9 protein-coding genes are annotated in these 16,714 nt (G+C 72.2%); 6 read left to right on the top strand and 3 right to left on the bottom strand.

All coding sequences use genetic code 11. From position 1 onward, the window contains the following. Nucleotides 1-84: 84 nt before the first annotated feature. The 6 genes from MYMAC_RS23835 to MYMAC_RS23810 all read left to right on the top strand — a co-directional run bounded on the left by MYMAC_RS23835 (nt 85) and on the right by MYMAC_RS23810 (nt 7,479). Entirely contained in the window at nt 85-2,739 is a 2,655-nt protein-coding gene (locus tag MYMAC_RS23835; RefSeq protein WP_095959754.1) for an ATP-dependent Clp protease ATP-binding subunit, read from the top strand. Between the two features lie 76 nt (nt 2,740-2,815). Beyond that, on the top strand, nt 2,816-3,469 hold the full coding sequence (locus tag MYMAC_RS23830) for an Isoquinoline 1-oxidoreductase subunit (protein WP_238539794.1): 654 nt from the start codon (nt 2,816-2,818) through the stop codon (nt 3,467-3,469). Continuing rightward, complete coding sequence (locus MYMAC_RS23825) at nt 3,466-3,927, top strand: (2Fe-2S)-binding protein (RefSeq protein WP_043713551.1); 462 nt, start codon at nt 3,466-3,468, stop codon at nt 3,925-3,927. The genes MYMAC_RS23830 and MYMAC_RS23825 overlap by 4 nt, the downstream gene beginning before the upstream one ends. A gap of 10 nt (nt 3,928-3,937) precedes the next feature. After that, nucleotides 3,938-6,199: a xanthine dehydrogenase family protein molybdopterin-binding subunit gene (locus MYMAC_RS23820; protein ID WP_095959753.1), complete on the top strand. Its 2,262-nt coding sequence runs from the start codon at nt 3,938-3,940 to the stop codon at nt 6,197-6,199. Between the two features lie 173 nt (nt 6,200-6,372). Continuing rightward, the gene (locus MYMAC_RS23815; RefSeq protein WP_095959752.1) at nt 6,373-6,864 is read left to right on the top strand and encodes a flavin reductase family protein; all 492 of its coding nucleotides are present in this window, start codon (nt 6,373-6,375) and stop codon (nt 6,862-6,864) included. Between the two features lie 33 nt (nt 6,865-6,897). Continuing rightward, the gene (locus MYMAC_RS23810; protein WP_013941389.1) at nt 6,898-7,479 is read left to right on the top strand and encodes a superoxide dismutase; all 582 of its coding nucleotides are present in this window, start codon (nt 6,898-6,900) and stop codon (nt 7,477-7,479) included. A 54-nt stretch (nt 7,480-7,533) separates the two neighbouring features. On the opposite strand, the gene MYMAC_RS23805 is transcribed toward MYMAC_RS23810, so the two are convergent. Genes MYMAC_RS23805 through MYMAC_RS23795 form a run of 3 tightly spaced genes read right to left on the bottom strand, consistent with a single transcriptional unit; the run spans nt 7,534 to nt 16,640 of the window. After that, nucleotides 7,534-9,828 (bottom strand): AAA family ATPase, encoded by a 2,295-nt coding sequence (locus tag MYMAC_RS23805; RefSeq protein ID WP_095959751.1) that lies wholly within the window; start codon nt 9,826-9,828, stop codon nt 7,534-7,536. Nucleotide 9,829: 1 nt separating this feature from the next. Beyond that, complete coding sequence (locus MYMAC_RS23800) at nt 9,830-13,243, bottom strand: AAA family ATPase (RefSeq protein ID WP_095959750.1); 3,414 nt, start codon at nt 13,241-13,243, stop codon at nt 9,830-9,832. Between the two features lie 4 nt (nt 13,244-13,247). Then, nucleotides 13,248-16,640 (bottom strand): AAA family ATPase, encoded by a 3,393-nt coding sequence (locus tag MYMAC_RS23795; protein ID WP_239988973.1) that lies wholly within the window; start codon nt 16,638-16,640, stop codon nt 13,248-13,250. Nucleotides 16,641-16,714: the final 74 nt, after the last annotated feature.

Below are 16,714 nucleotides of genomic sequence, written 5' to 3'. Positions count from 1 at the left end.
TAGGGCGCCCGGGCCATCCCTAGCGTTGGGGCTGAACCGTCATTCGTGGGCGCCCGCGCCAAGGGTGCCCCGGGGAGCCCAGCCATGGCCAACGTCTGCGACCTCTGCCACCAGCGCCCGGCGACCACCCGGGTCACCCGCGTCGCCGGGAACCGGCGGACCACGGAGTCCCTGTGTGACGTCTGCAGCAGCCAGCGCTCGCGCTTCGGGCGCATGGGGTTGGGCACGTCGCTCTTCGACCAGTTCTTCAGCGACTTCGGGGACGAGGACTTCGGGGGCCTGTCGCGCTCGCTTCAGCAACCCGTGGAGCGCTACGACATCACCGAGGCCTTCTCCGATGAGACGCGGCGCGTGCTGGAGGGCGCCTTCGAGGCGGCGCGCGGCGCGGGCGCGGCGTCCATCGACACCGAGCACCTGCTGGTGGCGCTCGCGAAGGACCCGCTGGGACGCACGGCGCTCAGCCGCATGAAGCTGGACCCGGCCCGGGTCGCCGAGCGCGCCGAGTCCGAGCTGCGCCGTGGCAAGCGGCCCATGGAGCGCCCCGAGCTTTCGCCGCATGCGAAGCGGGCCCTGGAGCTCGCGTACCAGGAGGCCTATGAGCTGGGGCACTCCTACGTGGGCCCCGAGCACGTGCTCCTGGGCCTGCTCCAGGAGGGGGAGGGACTGGCGTCGGAGCTTCTTCGCGAGCTGGGGGCCCAGCATGGCAAGGCCCGCGCGTCCGTCGCGGAGTCGCTCGCCCCGTCCTCGGAGGCGCGGCGCTCGCCCACGCCCACGCTGGATGAGTATTGCCGAGACCTCACGAGCCTGGCGTCGGAGGGGAAGCTGGACCCGGTGGTGGGACGGGCCAACGAAATCGAGACCACGCTCGAAATCCTGTCGCGCCGCACGAAGAACAACCCGGTGCTCATCGGCGAGCCGGGCGTGGGCAAGACGGCCATCGTGGAGGGCATCGCCCAGCGCATCATCTCCGCCGCCGTCCCGGACACGCTGCGCGACAAGCGCGTGCTGCAGCTCGACCTCTCCGGCCTGCTCGCGGGCAGCAAGTACCGCGGCGAGTTCGAGGAGCGGCTGAAGAAGGTCATGGACGAGGTGAAGGCGCACAGCGAGGACATCGTCCTCTTCATCGACGAGATTCACACCATCGTCGGCGCGGGCGCGGCGGAGGGCGCCATGGACGCGGGCAACATGCTCAAGCCGTCGCTGGCGCGCGGCGAGCTGCACGTCATCGGCGCGACGACGCTGGACGAGTACCGCAAGCGCATTGAAAAGGACGCCGCCCTGGAGCGCCGCTTCCAGCCGGTGGTCGTCCCGGAGCCCACGGCGGAGCAGGCCATCGAGATTCTGCGGGGGCTCAAGGACCGCTACGAGTCGCACCACCGCGTGCGCATCGCGGACCAGGCCCTGGTCGCGGCGGTGGAGCTGTCGGACCGCTACGTCACCGGCCGCTTCCTGCCGGACAAGGCCATTGACCTGGTGGACCAGGCGGCGGCGCGCGTGCGGCTGCGGCTGACGCTGCCGCCGGAGCGGCTGGTGAACGCCGAGCATGAGGTGGTGAAGGTGAAGCGCTCGCTCGCCGAGGCGCGGGACAGGAAGGCGGAGCCGCGCATCCAGGAGCTGGAGGCGAAGCTGAACGCCGCCGAGCGTGAGGTGCAGAGCGCGCAGAAGGAGCGCCGCACGCAGAAGTCCGGTGAGACGCCGGAGGTCCGCGCCGAGGACGTGGCGGAGGTGCTGTCGCGCATGACGGGCATCCCCGTGACGCAGATGACGGAGGACGAGCGCAAGAAGCTCCTGGAGCTGGAGTCCCGGCTGCACGAGCGCGTCATCGGCCAGGACGAGGCCATCCGCGTGCTGTCGCAGGCCATCCGCCGGGCGAGGGCGGGGCTCAAGGACGAGTCGCGGCCCATCGGCTCCTTCCTCTTCCTGGGCCCCACGGGCGTGGGCAAGACGGAGCTGGCGAAGACGCTGGCGGAGCTGCTCTTCGGCGACGAGAAGGCGCTCGTCCGCTTCGACATGAGCGAGTACATGGAGAAGCACACCGTGAGCCGGCTGGTGGGCGCGCCGCCGGGCTACGTGGGCTACGAGGAGGGCGGACAGCTCACGGAGGCGGTGCGGCGCAGGCCCTACTGCGTGCTCCTCTTCGACGAGGTGGAGAAGGCCCACCCCGACGTGTTCCACATGCTGCTCCAGGTGCTGGATGACGGGCGGCTCACGGACGCGCAGGGCACGGTGGTGAACTTCAAGAACACCGTCATCATCGGCACCAGCAACCTGGGCTCGCACCTCATCCAGGAGTCCACCGCGCGCAAGGAGCCCCAGGAGCGCCTGCGCGAGCGCGTCATGGGCGTGCTCAAGGGCCACTTCCCGCCGGAGTTCCTCAACCGCATCGATGAGACCGTGGTCTTCGAGCCGCTGAACCGCGCGCAGCTCCGCGCCATCGTGGACCTGATGCTGGAGAAGACGCGCCGCCTGCTCCACGGCCAGGGCATCGCGCTGGAGGTGACGCCCGCCGCGCTGGAGGCCCTGGTGGACAAGGGTTGGGATCCGACCTTCGGCGCGCGCCCGCTGCGGCGTGAAATCCAGCGCGCCATCGAAGCGCCGCTCGCGGAGTCGCTCATCGCTGGGGACATCCATGAGAACAGCCGCGTGTGCGCGGATTTCAAGGACGGAAAATTCCGGTTTGATGAGGTGGAGGCCGCGGAGCCGGAGCGCGAGCAGGCCGCGGCGAGCGCCGTTCACTGAACCGTCACGCGCGGGTCATCCTGGCCCCCGAACATTCGCCTTGTAGTTGCCGCGGACATGCCGGAGCCTTGGCGTGATGCAGCCATCTCTTCCGGTCATGGCCTCGCTCTCCGTCCTCCTGCTGGCGGGAGGATGTAAGCGGGAGCCCGATGCCGCGGCGGCGCAACTGCCCGCGCTGCCCGAGGTCGCCTCCAACGCGCTGCGCCCCGTGGAGGCCTTCGCGGCCATCCCGGACCGGAAGGAGCGCTCCCGCGCGCTCTTCCTGGAGGCCAGCCGCGTCTTCTTCCACCCGCGGTGCGCGAACTGCCACCCGGCCGGCGACAGCCCCCTTCAAGGCGACGACGGTCAGCTTCACGACCCGCCGGTGGTGCGTGGCCCGGAGGACCAGGGCGTGGTGGGCATGGAGTGCACGAGCTGCCACCAGGACCGCAACCAGGACCTGACCCGCGTCCCCGGCGCGCCGAAGTGGCATGTGGCGCCCATCGAGATGGCGTGGGTGGGCAAGAGCCCTCGCGAGGTGTGCGAGCAGCTCAAGGACCTGAAGCGCAACGGCGGCAAGACGCCGGAACAGATGATTGAACACAACGCCCACGACGAGCTGGTGGCCTGGGGCTGGAATCCGGGCTCGGGGCGTGAGCCCGCTCCGGGGACGCAGGCGCAGTTCGGCGCCATCGTCGCGGCCTGGGTGGAGACGGGCTCGGAGTGCCCGAGCGAGGAGGCACGGCCGTGACGGTTCGCGTTCGCATCAACGGTGAGGAGAAGGAGCTGGACGTCGACCCGGAGATGCCGCTGCTGTGGGCGGTGCGGGACGTGCTCGGGCTCACCGGCACGAAGTACGGCTGCGGCCAGGCGTTGTGTGGCTCCTGCACCGTCCACCTGGATGGCCAGCCGGTCCGCGCCTGCGTGACGCCCGTCCGCCGCGCGGTGGGCCACGCGGTGACGACCATCGAGGGCCTGTCTCCCGACGGGAGCCACCCGCTGCAGAAGGCCTGGGTGGAGCTGGGCGTGCCGCAGTGCGGGTTCTGCCAGACGGGGCAGATCATGTGCGCGGCGGCGCTGCTGGCGAAGAAGCCACAGCCGTCCGACAAGGAGATTGACCAGTCGCTCGCCGGCAACCTCTGCCGGTGTGGGACGTACACGCGAATCCGCTCGGCCGTGAAGAAGGCCGCGGGCCTGTCCGAGGAGTGACGAGGTCGCCATGACGAAGCTGCTCACGTTGATTAGCCGGCGCTCGTTCCTGGAGGGGATGAACCTGTCCGTGGGCGGGCTCGCCCTGGGCGTCTTCCCCGGCGGCCTGGCCGTGGCGGCCAGCGACGCGAACACACCGAAGGCCGCGCCGGGGCTGAACCCGAACGTCTTCGTCCACGTGGCGCCGGATGGAGACGTCACCATCGTCTGTGCCCGCTCGGAGATGGGGCAGGGCGTGCGCAGCTCGCTGCCGGTGCTCATCGCGGACGAGCTGGGCGCGGACATGGCCCGGGTGAAGGTGGTCCAGGCCGACGGTGACAAAATCTACGGCGACCAGAACACGGACGGCTCCAGCAGCGTGCGCGGGGTGTACGACGATATCCGCCGTATGGGCGCCACCGCGCGGGTGATGCTCGTGGCTGCCGCCGCTCGCCGCTGGAAGGTGAAGCCGGAGGCGTGCGAGGCGAGAGGGCACGCGGTGTTCCTCCGCGACGGGGAGCGCTCGCTGAGCTTCGGCGAGCTGGTGGCGGACGCGTCCCGGCTGGCCATCCCGAAGGTGGAGGACGTCAAGCTCAAGCCCAAGAACGAGCTGCGCCTGGCGGGCCGGCCCATGCCGCTGCTGGACGGCCCGGCCTACGTGACGGGCCAGGCGGTGTTCGGGGCCGACCTCCGCCTGCCCGGCATGCTCATCGCGGTGGTGGCGCGTCCACCCGTCGTGGGCGGCAAGGTGGTCCGCTTCGACGCCACCCGCGCGCTCGCCGTGCCGGGCGTGAAGAAGGTCATCGAGCTGCCCGCGCCCAAGCCGCCCTACACGTTCCAGTCCTGGGGCGGTGTCGCGGTGCTCGCGGAGAACACCTGGGCGGCGATGCGCGGGCGCGAGGCCCTGGACATCACCTGGGAGGACGGGCCGAACGCCTCCTACGATTCGAAGACGTACCGGGAGCAGTTGACGGCATCGATTCGCGAGCCGGGGACGGTGGCGCGCAACGTCGGTGACATCGACGCGGCGCTCGCGTCCGCCGCGCGCGTCGTCCAGGCCGAGTACCACGTGCCCCATCAGTCCCACATCCCCATGGAGCCCCCCGTGGCCCTGGCGAAGGTGGAGAACGGGACTTGCGAGGTCTGGGCACCCACCCAGCACCCGCAGGCCGCGCGCGGCGTGGCGGCGGCGACCGCGGAGCTGCCAGAGGAGAAGGTCCAGGTCCACGTCACGTTCCTGGGCGGTGGCTTCGGCCGCAAGTCCAAGGCGGACTTCATCGCGGAGGTGGTGTGGCTGGCGAAGGAGGCGGGCGTGCCGGTGCGCGTGCAGTGGACGCGCGAGGATGACGTCCGGCATGACTACTACCACTCCGTCAGCGCGCAGCAGCTCACCGCGGGGCTGGATGCGTCGGGCAAGGTCGTTGCGTGGCGGCACCGCACGGCCTTCCCCCCCATCGCGTCCACCTTTGGTGAGGCGACGCGGCCCAGCCCCTCGGACCTCCAGCAGGGCGTGCTCGACCTGGCGCTGGCCGTGCCCAACGTCCGGGCGGAGACCTGCGAGGCGCCGCCGCACGTGCGCATCGGGTGGCTCCGGTCCGTCTACAACATCTTCCACGCCTTCTCCGTGAACTCGTTCGTGGACGAGCTGGCCCAGCTCCGCGGCACCGACGCGCGGGAGATGCGCCTGGAGCTGCTGGGCCCGCCGCGCATGGCGACGCTCCAGGAGCTGGGCATCACCGCGCTGCGCAACTACGGCGCGTCCGTGGAGGACCACCCGGTGGACGTGGGCCGGCTGCGCGGCGTCATCGAGCGCGTGACGGCGATGTCCGGCTGGGACGCGCGAAAGGCGAACGGCCGGGCGCTGGGGCTCGCGGCGCACCGCAGCTTCCTCAGCTACGTGGCCGTGGTGGCCTCGGTGGTGAAGGATGACCAGGGGCGCATCCGCGTGGACGAGGCGTGGGTGTCGGTGGACGCCGGCACCATCCTCAATCCGGAGCGCGTGCGCTCGCAGATGGAGGGCTCGGTCATCTTTGGCATGAGCATCGCGCTGCACGGCGCCGTCACCATGAAGAACGGCGTGACGGAGCAGTCGAACTTCCACGACCTCAAGCTGGTCCGCATCGGCGAGGCGCCGCGGAAGATTCACGTGGACATCGTCCCCAGCGAGCTGCCCTCTGGCGGCATTGGCGAGCCCGGTGTTCCCCCGGTGGCGCCCGCCATCACCAACGCCATCTTCGCCCTCACGGGCACGCGCATCCGCGAGCTGCCCGTCTCGCGCACGCTCGCCGTCTGAGCCGCACGAAGCGCCAGTGCCCGGAGGCGAAGCGCCGGGTGCCGTGGAGCCGTGCTTGAATTATGTAGAGTCAGCGTTCGTGGCGAATCCCGGCTCCTGCCATTGGAGCAACAACCCGCCAATCCATTGGCAGCTGTGATGACAGGTGGGCGGAGCGCCTGTATCCAGAGGGCATGACGCAAGGCTCGCCAGAGGGTGTGGACGTGAAGGGCTTCCGGGACGCCATGGCGCAGTGGGCCACTGGGGTGGCCGTGGTGGCGATGCGCGACGCCGAGGGCCTGCGGGCGACCACGGTGAGTTCCTTCAGCTCGTTGTCGTTGGAGCCGCCGCTGGTGGTGGTGGCGCTCTCGGAGGCGTCACGCACGTTGAAGCGGGTGGAGGCCACCGGCCGCTTCACGCTCAGCATCCTGTCCGCCGCCCAACGTTCCATCTCCGTGCGGTGCGCGAAGGGCGAGCTGGATGAGGCGCTCTTCGACGCCGACGCCTTCGTGCGGGACAGCCTGGTGGGGCTGTCCTGCCAGGTCCATGGCCTGCACCGTCACGGCGACCACACGCTGATTGTCGGCCGCGTCACACGTCTGCACGAAGGACGTCGGCAGGAGCCGCTTCTTTATTGGGAGCGGGGATATCGAACCGTGACCTCGCTGCCGCCGTCTGATACCTGAGGCGCCTGCCTCTCACTCCGAAAGGAAACGACCATGCCGTTCACGTTGCCTGAACTGCCGTACGCGAAGGACGCCCTCCAGCCGCACATGAGCGCGGAGACGCTCGAGTTCCACCACGACAAGCACCACGCCGCCTACGTCAACAACCTGAACAAGCTCCTGGACGGCAAGCCGGAGGCGAACAAGTCGCTGGAGGAGGTCATCCTCAGCAGCGACGGTGGCGTGTTCAACAACGCCGCGCAGGTGTGGAACCACACCTTCTTCTGGCAGTGCATGAAGCCCGCTGGCGGCGGCAAGCCGACGGGCGAGCTCGCGGCGGCCATCGACCGTGACTTCGGCTCCTTCGACAAGTTCAAGGAGGAGTTCTCCACCGCCGCGGCCACGCAGTTCGGCTCGGGCTGGGCCTGGCTGGTGCTGGAGGGCGGCAAGCTCAAGGTCACCAAGACGGGCAACGCGGACCTGCCGATGAAGCACGGCCAGAAGGCCCTGCTGACCATCGACGTGTGGGAGCACGCGTACTACATCGACTACCGCAACGCGCGTCCCAAGTTCATCGAGACGTTCCTCAACAACCTGGTGAACTGGGACTTCGTGGCCCAGAACTTCAAGGGCTAGTCGCACCGCGCGCCCACGCACGGCGTCAAGCGCTGGCCTGGGCGGCCTCGGACGTCACTCGAGGCCGCTCAACGCAATCCGCCCCTCGGTGCCCACGCGGAGCACCACCTGGGGCGGAGCGCGGGTGGCCTGAGCCGCCAGCCACCGCGCCAGGGGCGCGACCACCTGTTGCTCCACGGCGCGCTTCAGGGGCCTGGCCCCATAGCGCGCGTCGAAGCCGGTGCGCGCCAGGTGCTTCACCACGTCCTCGCCAAACGTCACCTTCACGCCGCGGCGGCTGAGCCCCTCGCGGGCGAGGGCCGCCTCCAGCGCGCGCCGGGCGAGTGCTGCGATGACGTCCTCCGTGAGCGCGCGGTACGGCACCACCCGGTCCAGGCGGTTCAGCAGCTCGGGCCGGAAGAAGGCCGCCGCGGCCCCCAGGTAGTGCGTTGCCTGCTCCTGGACGCCGCGCGCTCCGAAGCCCAGTCCGCGCCCCGCGCTGTCCGCGCCCAGGTTGCTGGTGAGCAGCACCACGGTGTTGCGGAAGCTGACGGTGCGGCCCGTGGCGTCCGTGAGCCGGCCTTCGCCCAGCACCTGCAACAGCAGGTCATGGACGCCCGTGTCCGCCTTCTCCACCTCGTCCAGCAGCACCACGCCGAAGGGCTGTTCGCGCACCCGCCGGGCGAGCCCGCCTTGCTGGCCTCCGGCTTCGCCCACCAGTCGCGCGGCGCTCCCGGGCGCGGCGTACTCCGCCATGTCGAAGCGCGCCAGCCGGGCGACGTCGGCGAACAGGTACTCCGCCAGTGCGAGCGCCGACTCCGTCTTGCCCACGCCCGTGGGGCCCAGCAGGAGGAAGGCGCCCAGCGGGCGGGTGGGGTCGGCCAGCCCCGTCTTCAGGGTGACGACCAGGTTGCGCAGGAGCAGGGTGGCTTCGTCCTGGCCGACGACGCGCTCGCGGAAGCGGCGCAGCAGGGCGTCCGGGTCCAACCGGATGGCGGGGTCCACCAGCTCGCGGGGATAGCCGGTGCGAGTGCAGAAGGCGCTCGTCACCGACGCGGTGTCCACGTCTCCCGCCGCGTTGGGGCCCGCGCTGGCGGCGCGGAGCAGTGACACGGCGCCGCCCGGCGGAGGCCCGTCGCCGAAGCGCTCCGTGAGCTCGCTGGCGCGCTCCAGGGACTCGGGGGTGAAGCGCACCTTGCGGGCGCGGCCCACGCGCTGCGCGGCCTGCTGGAGCGCGGCGTGCGCGGCCATGGGCGCCAGCGGGGCCACCGCGAGGTGCCGCAGCGCTTGAAGGAAGGCGCCGTGGGTCCGCTCCGCGCGGGCCACGTCCTCGGGGGTGGCCTCCAGCACGAGGGAAATCTCACCGCCCTCCAGCGCGGGGAGCAGGTGGCGCGCCACGTCCAGGCCGGTGTCACCGCCGCCCAGGGACAGCAGCTCCGACAGGCTGTCCAGGTGGAGCACCGCGCGGCGCACGCGCAGGGCCTCCACCATGCGCTGGACGCGCTCCTGCCACTGCCCCAGGTAGCGCATGCCAGCCATGATGCGCCCGCCCGACGAGCTGTAGAACTCCACGCCGTGGAGCGGGGTGCCCGCGGTGGCCGCCTCCGCGCGCTGCACCAGCTCATGCACCAGGGCCGTCTTCCCCACGGACGCGGGGCCCACCAGGAGCACGCTGGCGCGGGCCTTCGCGGTGACGGCCTCCGCCAGGCGGGACACCTCCGCGTTCCGCTCCCAGGCCCGCTCCAGCAGCCCGGCGCGCGCCTCCTCGTTGAGGCACCGGCTGGCCTCCGCGAGCCCCGGCGGTGGGGCAAAGCGGCGCGGCTGCTTCGAGACCTCCGTGGCGCGCGCGCGAGGGGTGTCTCGGAAGCTGGCGGGCACCGACAGCGTCTCCACCTGCTCCTCACCCACGTAGGCCAGGGCGTGAAGGCGCTCCAGGGGCGCCAGGTACAGCTCGTGACGGACCAGCTCCTCGACGAAGGGCTCCAGGTCCGCCGCGTCATGCAGCGTGCCCTCGACGCCCACGCGGGGCACCCACACGCGCAGCTTCTCGCGCTCCGTGGCGCCCTTGCCCTTGGCGCGGGACTTCATGCCATGGGTGAGCACCGTGAGGCGCAGCGGCACCGGGAGCATCCGGCCATGGTCGAGCGCGCGCACCGTGAGCGTCATCCGCCGCTGGCGCAGGTCGCTCCAGTGCGTCTCCTCGTCCCAGAGCTCACCGCGCTTGAGGAGCCGGCCCACCACCGCCGCGAGGTCGAGCCGCGCGGCGGCCAGGGTGGGCGCGAAGGACGCCAGGTGCGGGTGGGTGAGGACCTGGGCCGCCACGCCCACGCCCGGGTAGTGGCGCACGAAGAGGTGGACGTTCTTTTCCATGTCAGTCGCGCCTCGGGCCGGAGCCTCGGAGCACCCGTGCCGCCCAGGCGTGGGCCTTGGTGGGGTGGACTCCGCTGGCGACGTGCAGGAGCTCCGTCGTGGTGTGGCCCTCTCTCCAGGACATGATGCCCTCGTAGCCTCGCAGGATGACGTAGCGGGGGGCGTCGGCTGACGTGGTCCCCGCCCTGAGCGCCGCTCGCTCGGCGCCGCGGAGCGCGTCCCGCGCCGCCACCTCGCGAGCCACATCGCCCAGGTCCGTCACGGCGCCAGCCAGGTGCTCCAGACGCACCAGCACCGGCCGCGTCGAAGCTCCCTGGTCGAGCTCCACCAGGGCATAGCCCTGCAGGGGCGCCAGCACCTCCCGCAGGCCCAGGCCCGACAGCCGCACCACGACGCGCCGCAGCTCCAGGTCGTCCGAGCGCTCGTCACTGCCCGAGAACCACTCGACGCGCCCGTCCGCGTGGACGGCTTCCAGGAACACGGTGGTCTCCGCCAGGGCCGTGGGGAGGGAGTTGGCCGCGGTCCAGACGGCGGAGGGCGTGGCGTCTCCCAGTCCTTCCGCCAGCACGGTGATGACGTCGGGGCCGCGCTCCCGGCTCGCGAGCTGGTGCTCGGTCCAGGCCACCTCGTCCCGCAGGGACAGCACCCGGGGCCGCGAGCGGCGAAGCTGCTCCTCCCGCGACACGGGCAGGGGACGCTCCTGGTAGGCGGGGCGGTGACGCAGCCCCAGATGGCCCACGTGGTGGGCGTGGGAGGTCACCTGACGCATCACCTTGGTCACCCGCGACTCCGAGTCCTCGAAGTCGCGCGACACCAGCTCGTTCTCCTGGATGTCGGTGGCCTCGAGCCTCAGCCGGTGCAGCCGCTCGAGGAACTCCCGCTCCTCCACGGAGCCCTCGGCGCCGGCCGCGCGCGCCGCCTCCGCGGCCGCCATCAAGGACTCCAGGCGCGCGGAGAGCGCCGTCAGCTCGGTGGAGATCTGCGCCAGCGTCCAGGAGGACACAGGCGGCTCGGGGGGCCAGGCGGGGGCGTTGACCAGCAGCTCCACGCAGACGCGCATCTCGTCGCCGTCCCGAAGCAGCTCCACGCGGGCCAGGTCGTCCGCGCCCCGCCGGACCAGGTGGTGGGCCAGCGGCAGCGTCAGGCGCTTCTCCAGCGCGCGCTTGAGGGGCCGGGCGCCGTAGCGCGGGTCGTAGGCCTCCTCCACCAGCAGGTCCAACAGGCGCGGCTCCACCTCCACCAGGACGTTGCCGCGGCGGATGCCGTGGCGAGACAGGAGGGCTTCGAGCGCGTGGTCCACCACCACGCGCAGCGCGGCGGGCGTCAGCGGGCGGAAGGGCACCACCCGGTCCAGCCGGTTGAAGAACTCCGGGCGGAAGTACGCGCGCACGGCGGACAGGTAGTGGGCCTCCGCGCTGTCCGCGGTGCGGTGGAAGCCGGTATGGGCGGCGGCCTCGCGCACGCCCAGGTTGCTGGTGAGCACGACGACGGACTGGCGCGCGTCCACGGTGCGGCCCGCGCCATCCGTGAGGCGCCCCTCGCCGAGGAACTGGAGGAGGGCGTCGAACACGCGCGGGTGGGCCTTCTCCACCTCGTCGAACAGCACCACGCAGAAGGGCTGGGTGCGCAGGGCCGTGGTCAGCTCGCCATCCGGCGCGCCGGGCCTGCCGAGCAGCCGGGTGATGCTGGCCGACGTGACGAACTCCGACATGTCGAAGCGGACCAGCCGCTGCTCGCCACCAAAGAGCGTCCGCGCCAGGGCCTTCGCCGTCTCCGTCTTGCCCACGCCCGTGGGGCCCACGAAGAGGTAGGTGGCCAGCGGCTTGTCGGGGGGCTGGAGCGCGGCCTGGAGCGTGAGGATGGCATCCGTCACGGCGGCCACGGCCTCGGGCTGGCCCGCCACCTGGCGTCCCAGCTCCCACGTCAGCGCCTCGCGCGTCTTCGGCTGGGCGCTGCCCAGGACGAAGTCCGGCAGGCCCGTCTGCTCGCGCATCGCCGCGATGACGTCCCCCGTCGTCAGCCGGCGCGTGCCGGCCTCCACGCTGCCTTCGCGGGCGAGGACCCGGCGCAGCAGGCGGACCGCCTTCCCCGGAAACGCCTCGTGCGACACGAAGCGCTGCTGCAGGGTCAGCAAGGTCTCCAGGGCCACGGGCGACAGCCGCACGCTGCTGTCCGCGCTCTCGGCCTCCAACTCGCGCAGCGTTCCCAGCAGCGCGGGCAGCGTGGCGCGCGCGTCCAGGGCGGGCACGTGGATGACGCGGAACAAGGACGCGAGCGTCGGCGCTTCTTCCCGCACGCGCTCGAAGCGCTCCGGGGTGGACTCGGCGAGCACCGTCAGCTCGCCCCGGGCCATGTGCGGCTCCAGGAACTGCGCCACGTTGGTGCGCTCATTGCGCGTGCGCCCCGCGTAGACGAGCGACGCCAGGTCGTCCACGTAGAGCAGGTCGCCGACCTCCATCAGCTCCTTCACCACGCCGCGGGCACGGGCCTCCCACTGGCCCACGTACATCATCCCCGCGATGAACTGGTTGCCGTCCACGCGCCACACGTCGCGGCGCGTGCCCGCGGCTTCCTGCCGGGCGGTGAGGCGCCGCACGGCCTCGTGGATGAGCGCCGTCTTTCCCGCGCCCGACGGGCCCACCAGCACCAGCGCGGAGCCCTCGCGGCCTTCGAGCGCCTCCACCAGCTCGCACACCAGCGCCTCGCGGCCGAAGCAGCGCTCCAAGGTGTCGTCCCGGGCCCCGTGGCTCAGGTTCCGGGCCACGGCGCGCAGCTCCACCAGCGACAGGCGGCGGCGGTTGCGGCGGGCCTCGCGCTGCTCGGGTGTCTCGGGGGCGGTCTCCTCCTTCGCGGGCGTGCGCGGCTTGCGGCGGCGCGGCGTCCGCGGCCGGGGCGGCGTGCGGGGAAGGATGGTGGGGGCATAGGCGTCCACCTCCAGGAGCTCCAGCCGCTCCCGGCCCTGGGTCCACTGTTCGTCCAGGGAGTCGAGCCCGTGCTCCAGGCACCACGCCACCAGCCGGCGCGCGAGCGCCTGGGGCAGGGCCGCCGGTTCGCTCAGCGCGAAGCGCGCCTCGGGCAGGCGGGTGGGGGTGACGACCCAGAAGGTGTCGCGGGGCCACTTCTCCAGCAGCACCGTCATGTTGCCTTCGAGGAGGATGTTCCGGGCCTTCTCCCGGTCGCGGGCCTCCGCGCCGACGGTCACCTGCTTCAGGGCGAAGTGCGGGGGGAGCTGGTACTGCGCCAGGCGCGACGCGGGCTCGCGTTCGAAGCGCTCCATGACGGCGAGCGCCAGCTCATCCCGCAGCGTGGAGAGGCTGGGCCCCACCTTGTGCAGCGCGGGGAAGAAGGCGGGCACCCACGCCTCCACGAGCCGGCCGCCGCGCGGCGCCACCACGAAGGGAAGTCTCAGGTCCATGTCGTCAGTCCTCGTGTTGGCCGTTGAAGACGCGCCACTGCATCCACGGCGCCATCAGCGGCTCCAGCGTCAGGCCGCCAGGCCCGAAGCGCTGCTGGACGCCCGTGCGGAGGTCCAACAGCGTGCCCTCGCCGGTGCCGCTGCCAGACAGGCGCACCTGGCGGATCTCCTTCCGGGGCCGCCGCTGCTGGAGCGTCTCCAGGGGGGAGAGCGTCACCGGCACGTGCGCCTGGGGCACGAAGTCGGCGTGCACCATTGAAACCTGACTGCCCTCGATGAAGCGGTGCATCCCGTGCTCACCGGCGAGCCGCAGCGCCGACGCGCCTCCCTTGACCTGGAGCGCGTAGGCCAAGGGCTGCACCTCGAGCTTGTCGAGGTCCTCCTTGTCCGCCCAGCGCCACTGGGGTGGCTGCTGCGTGCGAGGCCCCTTTTCGCCGGGCTTGCGCGCGGGGACGGTGAGCAGGCAGCGCTTCTTCTCCAGGCCGTTCTGCTCGGCCCACGTCTCGTAGGCCGCCGCCAGCAGGCGCACCTTGCTCCAGGCGCCGCGTCCCGGCACCAGGCAGAGCGTCGCGCCGCGCGTATGCGGGAAGAGGGAGGTGTAGATGCGCTCCCGGACGCGCTCGAAGGTCGCCTTCAACTGGCGCACCTCCCGGCGCAGGGAGTCCGCCTGCTCCACGGCGCGCGACAGGTGCGCCTCGAAGAGGAGGTCCTCGATGGCCTCCGCCTGCTGGACACACGCCAGCAGGGCCTTGTCCAGCTCGCGCGCCTCCGAAGACTTGCGAGCGTCTGCCTCCGCCAGCTCGCGCTCCTCCCAGAAGGCGGCCTGGCGGGAGACCTTGTCGAAGACGCTCAGCCCCCGCCGCAGGGAGACCATGGGGGGACAGCGGCTCCAGCGCTGCACCTCCGCGCGGACGGTGGCGGCGTCCTCCAGGATGCGCTCGATGGCCTCCCGCCCCACGCCCTCCGCCTCGCCGCCCACGCTCTCCGCGCGCAGGTGCAGCCCCTTCTCACCGGCGTCGACCGTGAGGCGCGCCGGGCCCCCGCGCGGATGGGCCGCGAGCCAGTCGGAGACGGGCACCACCAGCTCCCGCTCCAGGGCGCGCTTCAGCGGCCGGGCGCCATAGCGCGCGTCGAAGCCGCGCACGGCGAGCCAGTCCTGCGCGGCGGGGGTCACCTCCAGCACCGCGTCGTGCAGGGAGAGGCCCGGGCGGCGGCACACGGCGTCCACCTCGCGCACCACCAGGCGGCGCAGCAAGGCCTCCGGCAGGGGGGAGAAGACCACCACGTCATCCAGCCGGTTGAACAGCTCCGGCCGGAAGAACCGCTGCACCTCGGCGAGGTAGTGCGCGCGGAGGCCGGCCAGGTCGGGCGCGCCACCCGAGGCGTCGAAGCCCACGCGAGCGCGCAGCGTGTCCGCGCCCAGGTTGCTGGTGAGGATGATGAGCGCGTTGCGGAAGTCGGTGAAGCGGCCGGAGGCGTCCGTGAGGCGGCCCTCGCCCAGCACGCCCAGCAGCGCGTCATGCACGGCGGGGTGGGCCTTCTCCACCTCGTCCAGAAGTACGACGCAGAAGGGCTGACGGCGCACCGCCGAGGAGAGGTGGCCGGGCGTCTCGCCATCTCCCAACAGCCGCAGCAGCGCGTCCGGGCCGGCGTACTCCCCCATGTCCAGGCGGACCATGCGCTCCTTCGCGCCGAAGAGCAGCTCCGCCAGCGCCTTGGACAGCTCCGTCTTGCCCACGCCCGTGGGGCCCACGAAGAGGAGGACGCCCAGCGGGCGCCGCACATCCGCCAGGCCCGCCTTGAGGACGGAGACCACCGAGGCGGAGCGCTCCACGGCGGCGTCCTGGCCCAGCACGCGGGCGGAGAGGAAGGCGCGCACCTGCGCCGCGTCCAGGGGCACGTCGTCGCGGAGCAGGGCTTCCGGGATGCCTGACTCGGAGGCGAACTGCCGGATGGCCTCCAGGCGCGTGACGACGGGGCGCGAGGCCTGCGCGCTGGAGGCCATCAACCGGCGCAGGAAGGCCACGGCGTTGCCCACCTGGGCGCCGTAGGGCAGGAAGCGGCGGCAGAGGAAGCGCGCCTCGTCGAGCGCTTCCGCGCGGACCTCCAGGGCGCTGGTGGCCTCGTCCTCCGCCACCTTCGCGAGGATGCGGGTGAGGGCCTCCGGGGTGGGCTCCGCGACGCGCACCACGGAGAAGAGCCGGGCGAAGCTCGTGTTGCGCCGCTCCACCTGGGCCCACGTCTCCTCCGTGGCCTCGGCCACGACGGCCACCTCGCGCGTCGCGAGCAGCGGCAGCAGCAACTGGGCCACGTTCTCATCGCTGTGCGCGCTCTTGCCCGCGTCCAGCAGCTCCACGGCGTGGCCCAGGGAGAGCAGGGCCCGGGCATCGGTGGCTTCCCGGAAGGCGCGCAGCACCTGCTGCTGCCAGTCCCCCGCGAAGCCCTCGCCAGCGATGAGGCGGCTCCCGTCCAGGAAGTAGAAGGGGCGGGCCTGCTCGGCCTCGCTCGCGGTGGGCGCGCGCAGCGCCTGGGCGAGCGCGTGCAACACCGACGTCTTGCCCACGCCCGAAGGCCCCACCAGCACCACGGCCTCCGCGTCCCTGGCGCCGAGCCGGGTGCGCAGCAGCGTCACCAGGGCGTCCTGTTCGTGGGCCGCGTCGAGCTGTCCTTCCTGCGCCAGCCGGTGCCAGGGCACGCCGACGCTGTCCAGCGTGGGCGTGGGCGGCGGCGTCGTGGGACGGCTCCCTGCGTCGCGCGGGTGGGAGCGGCGGCGCGGCTCCCAGGTGTCCTGGTCGAGCGCGTCTTCGTCGTCATCCCGTTCGTCGGCATCCGGCTCCGCGGGCGCGTCAGGCGGGCGGGGCGGCGGGCGGAGGTCGCGGTGCAGCTCGCGGGGGGTGAGGGCCGCGAGCGCCGTCGGCGTGGCCCGCACCTCGATGTCCATCAGGGACTCGGCGTCATCCGGGCGCAGCGAGAGGCGGAGGGCGTCGGACATCCCGTCCAGGCGCTCCGCCAGCCGCTCCACGGTGTCGGCCGGGAGCTCCGTGGCCTGGAACCACAGGTGGGCCTCCAGCCGAGGCGCGTGGAGGCCCACGAAGGACTGGAGGGTGGGGGCGACCACGGTGGACAGCGACAGCGGCGCGAGCTCGGTCTCCGTCTCGCCCCAGACGGGAATCGCGGGGACGGTCAGCGGGTGGAGGGTCCCCTCGGTGGGGCGGATGAACTCCGGCACCCGCCGGGGATGGACGCGGGAGAGCTGGTCGTCCAGCGCGAGCGTCAGCTCTTCCACCGCGGCCTCCAGCGTGTCCGCGTGGACCGCCAGGTGGCGCAGGGCCAGCGGCGTGAGCGTCACCCGGCCGCTGACGTGCCGCTGCAACCAGCATTGAAAACGGAAGTTCATGGGTGAGGGCTCGGGTGAAAGCGGTGCCGTGCGTGACGGCATGAGCCCTCGGGAGCTGACCGGCCCCGCTCACG

Origin of the sequence: Corallococcus macrosporus DSM 14697 (assembly GCF_002305895.1) — a bacterium.
In the GTDB taxonomy this organism is placed as follows: Bacteria; Myxococcota; Myxococcia; order Myxococcales; family Myxococcaceae; genus Myxococcus; species Myxococcus macrosporus.
Note: the sequence above shows the minus strand (reverse complement) of the source record. Positions and strands in the feature narration are given on the sequence as shown.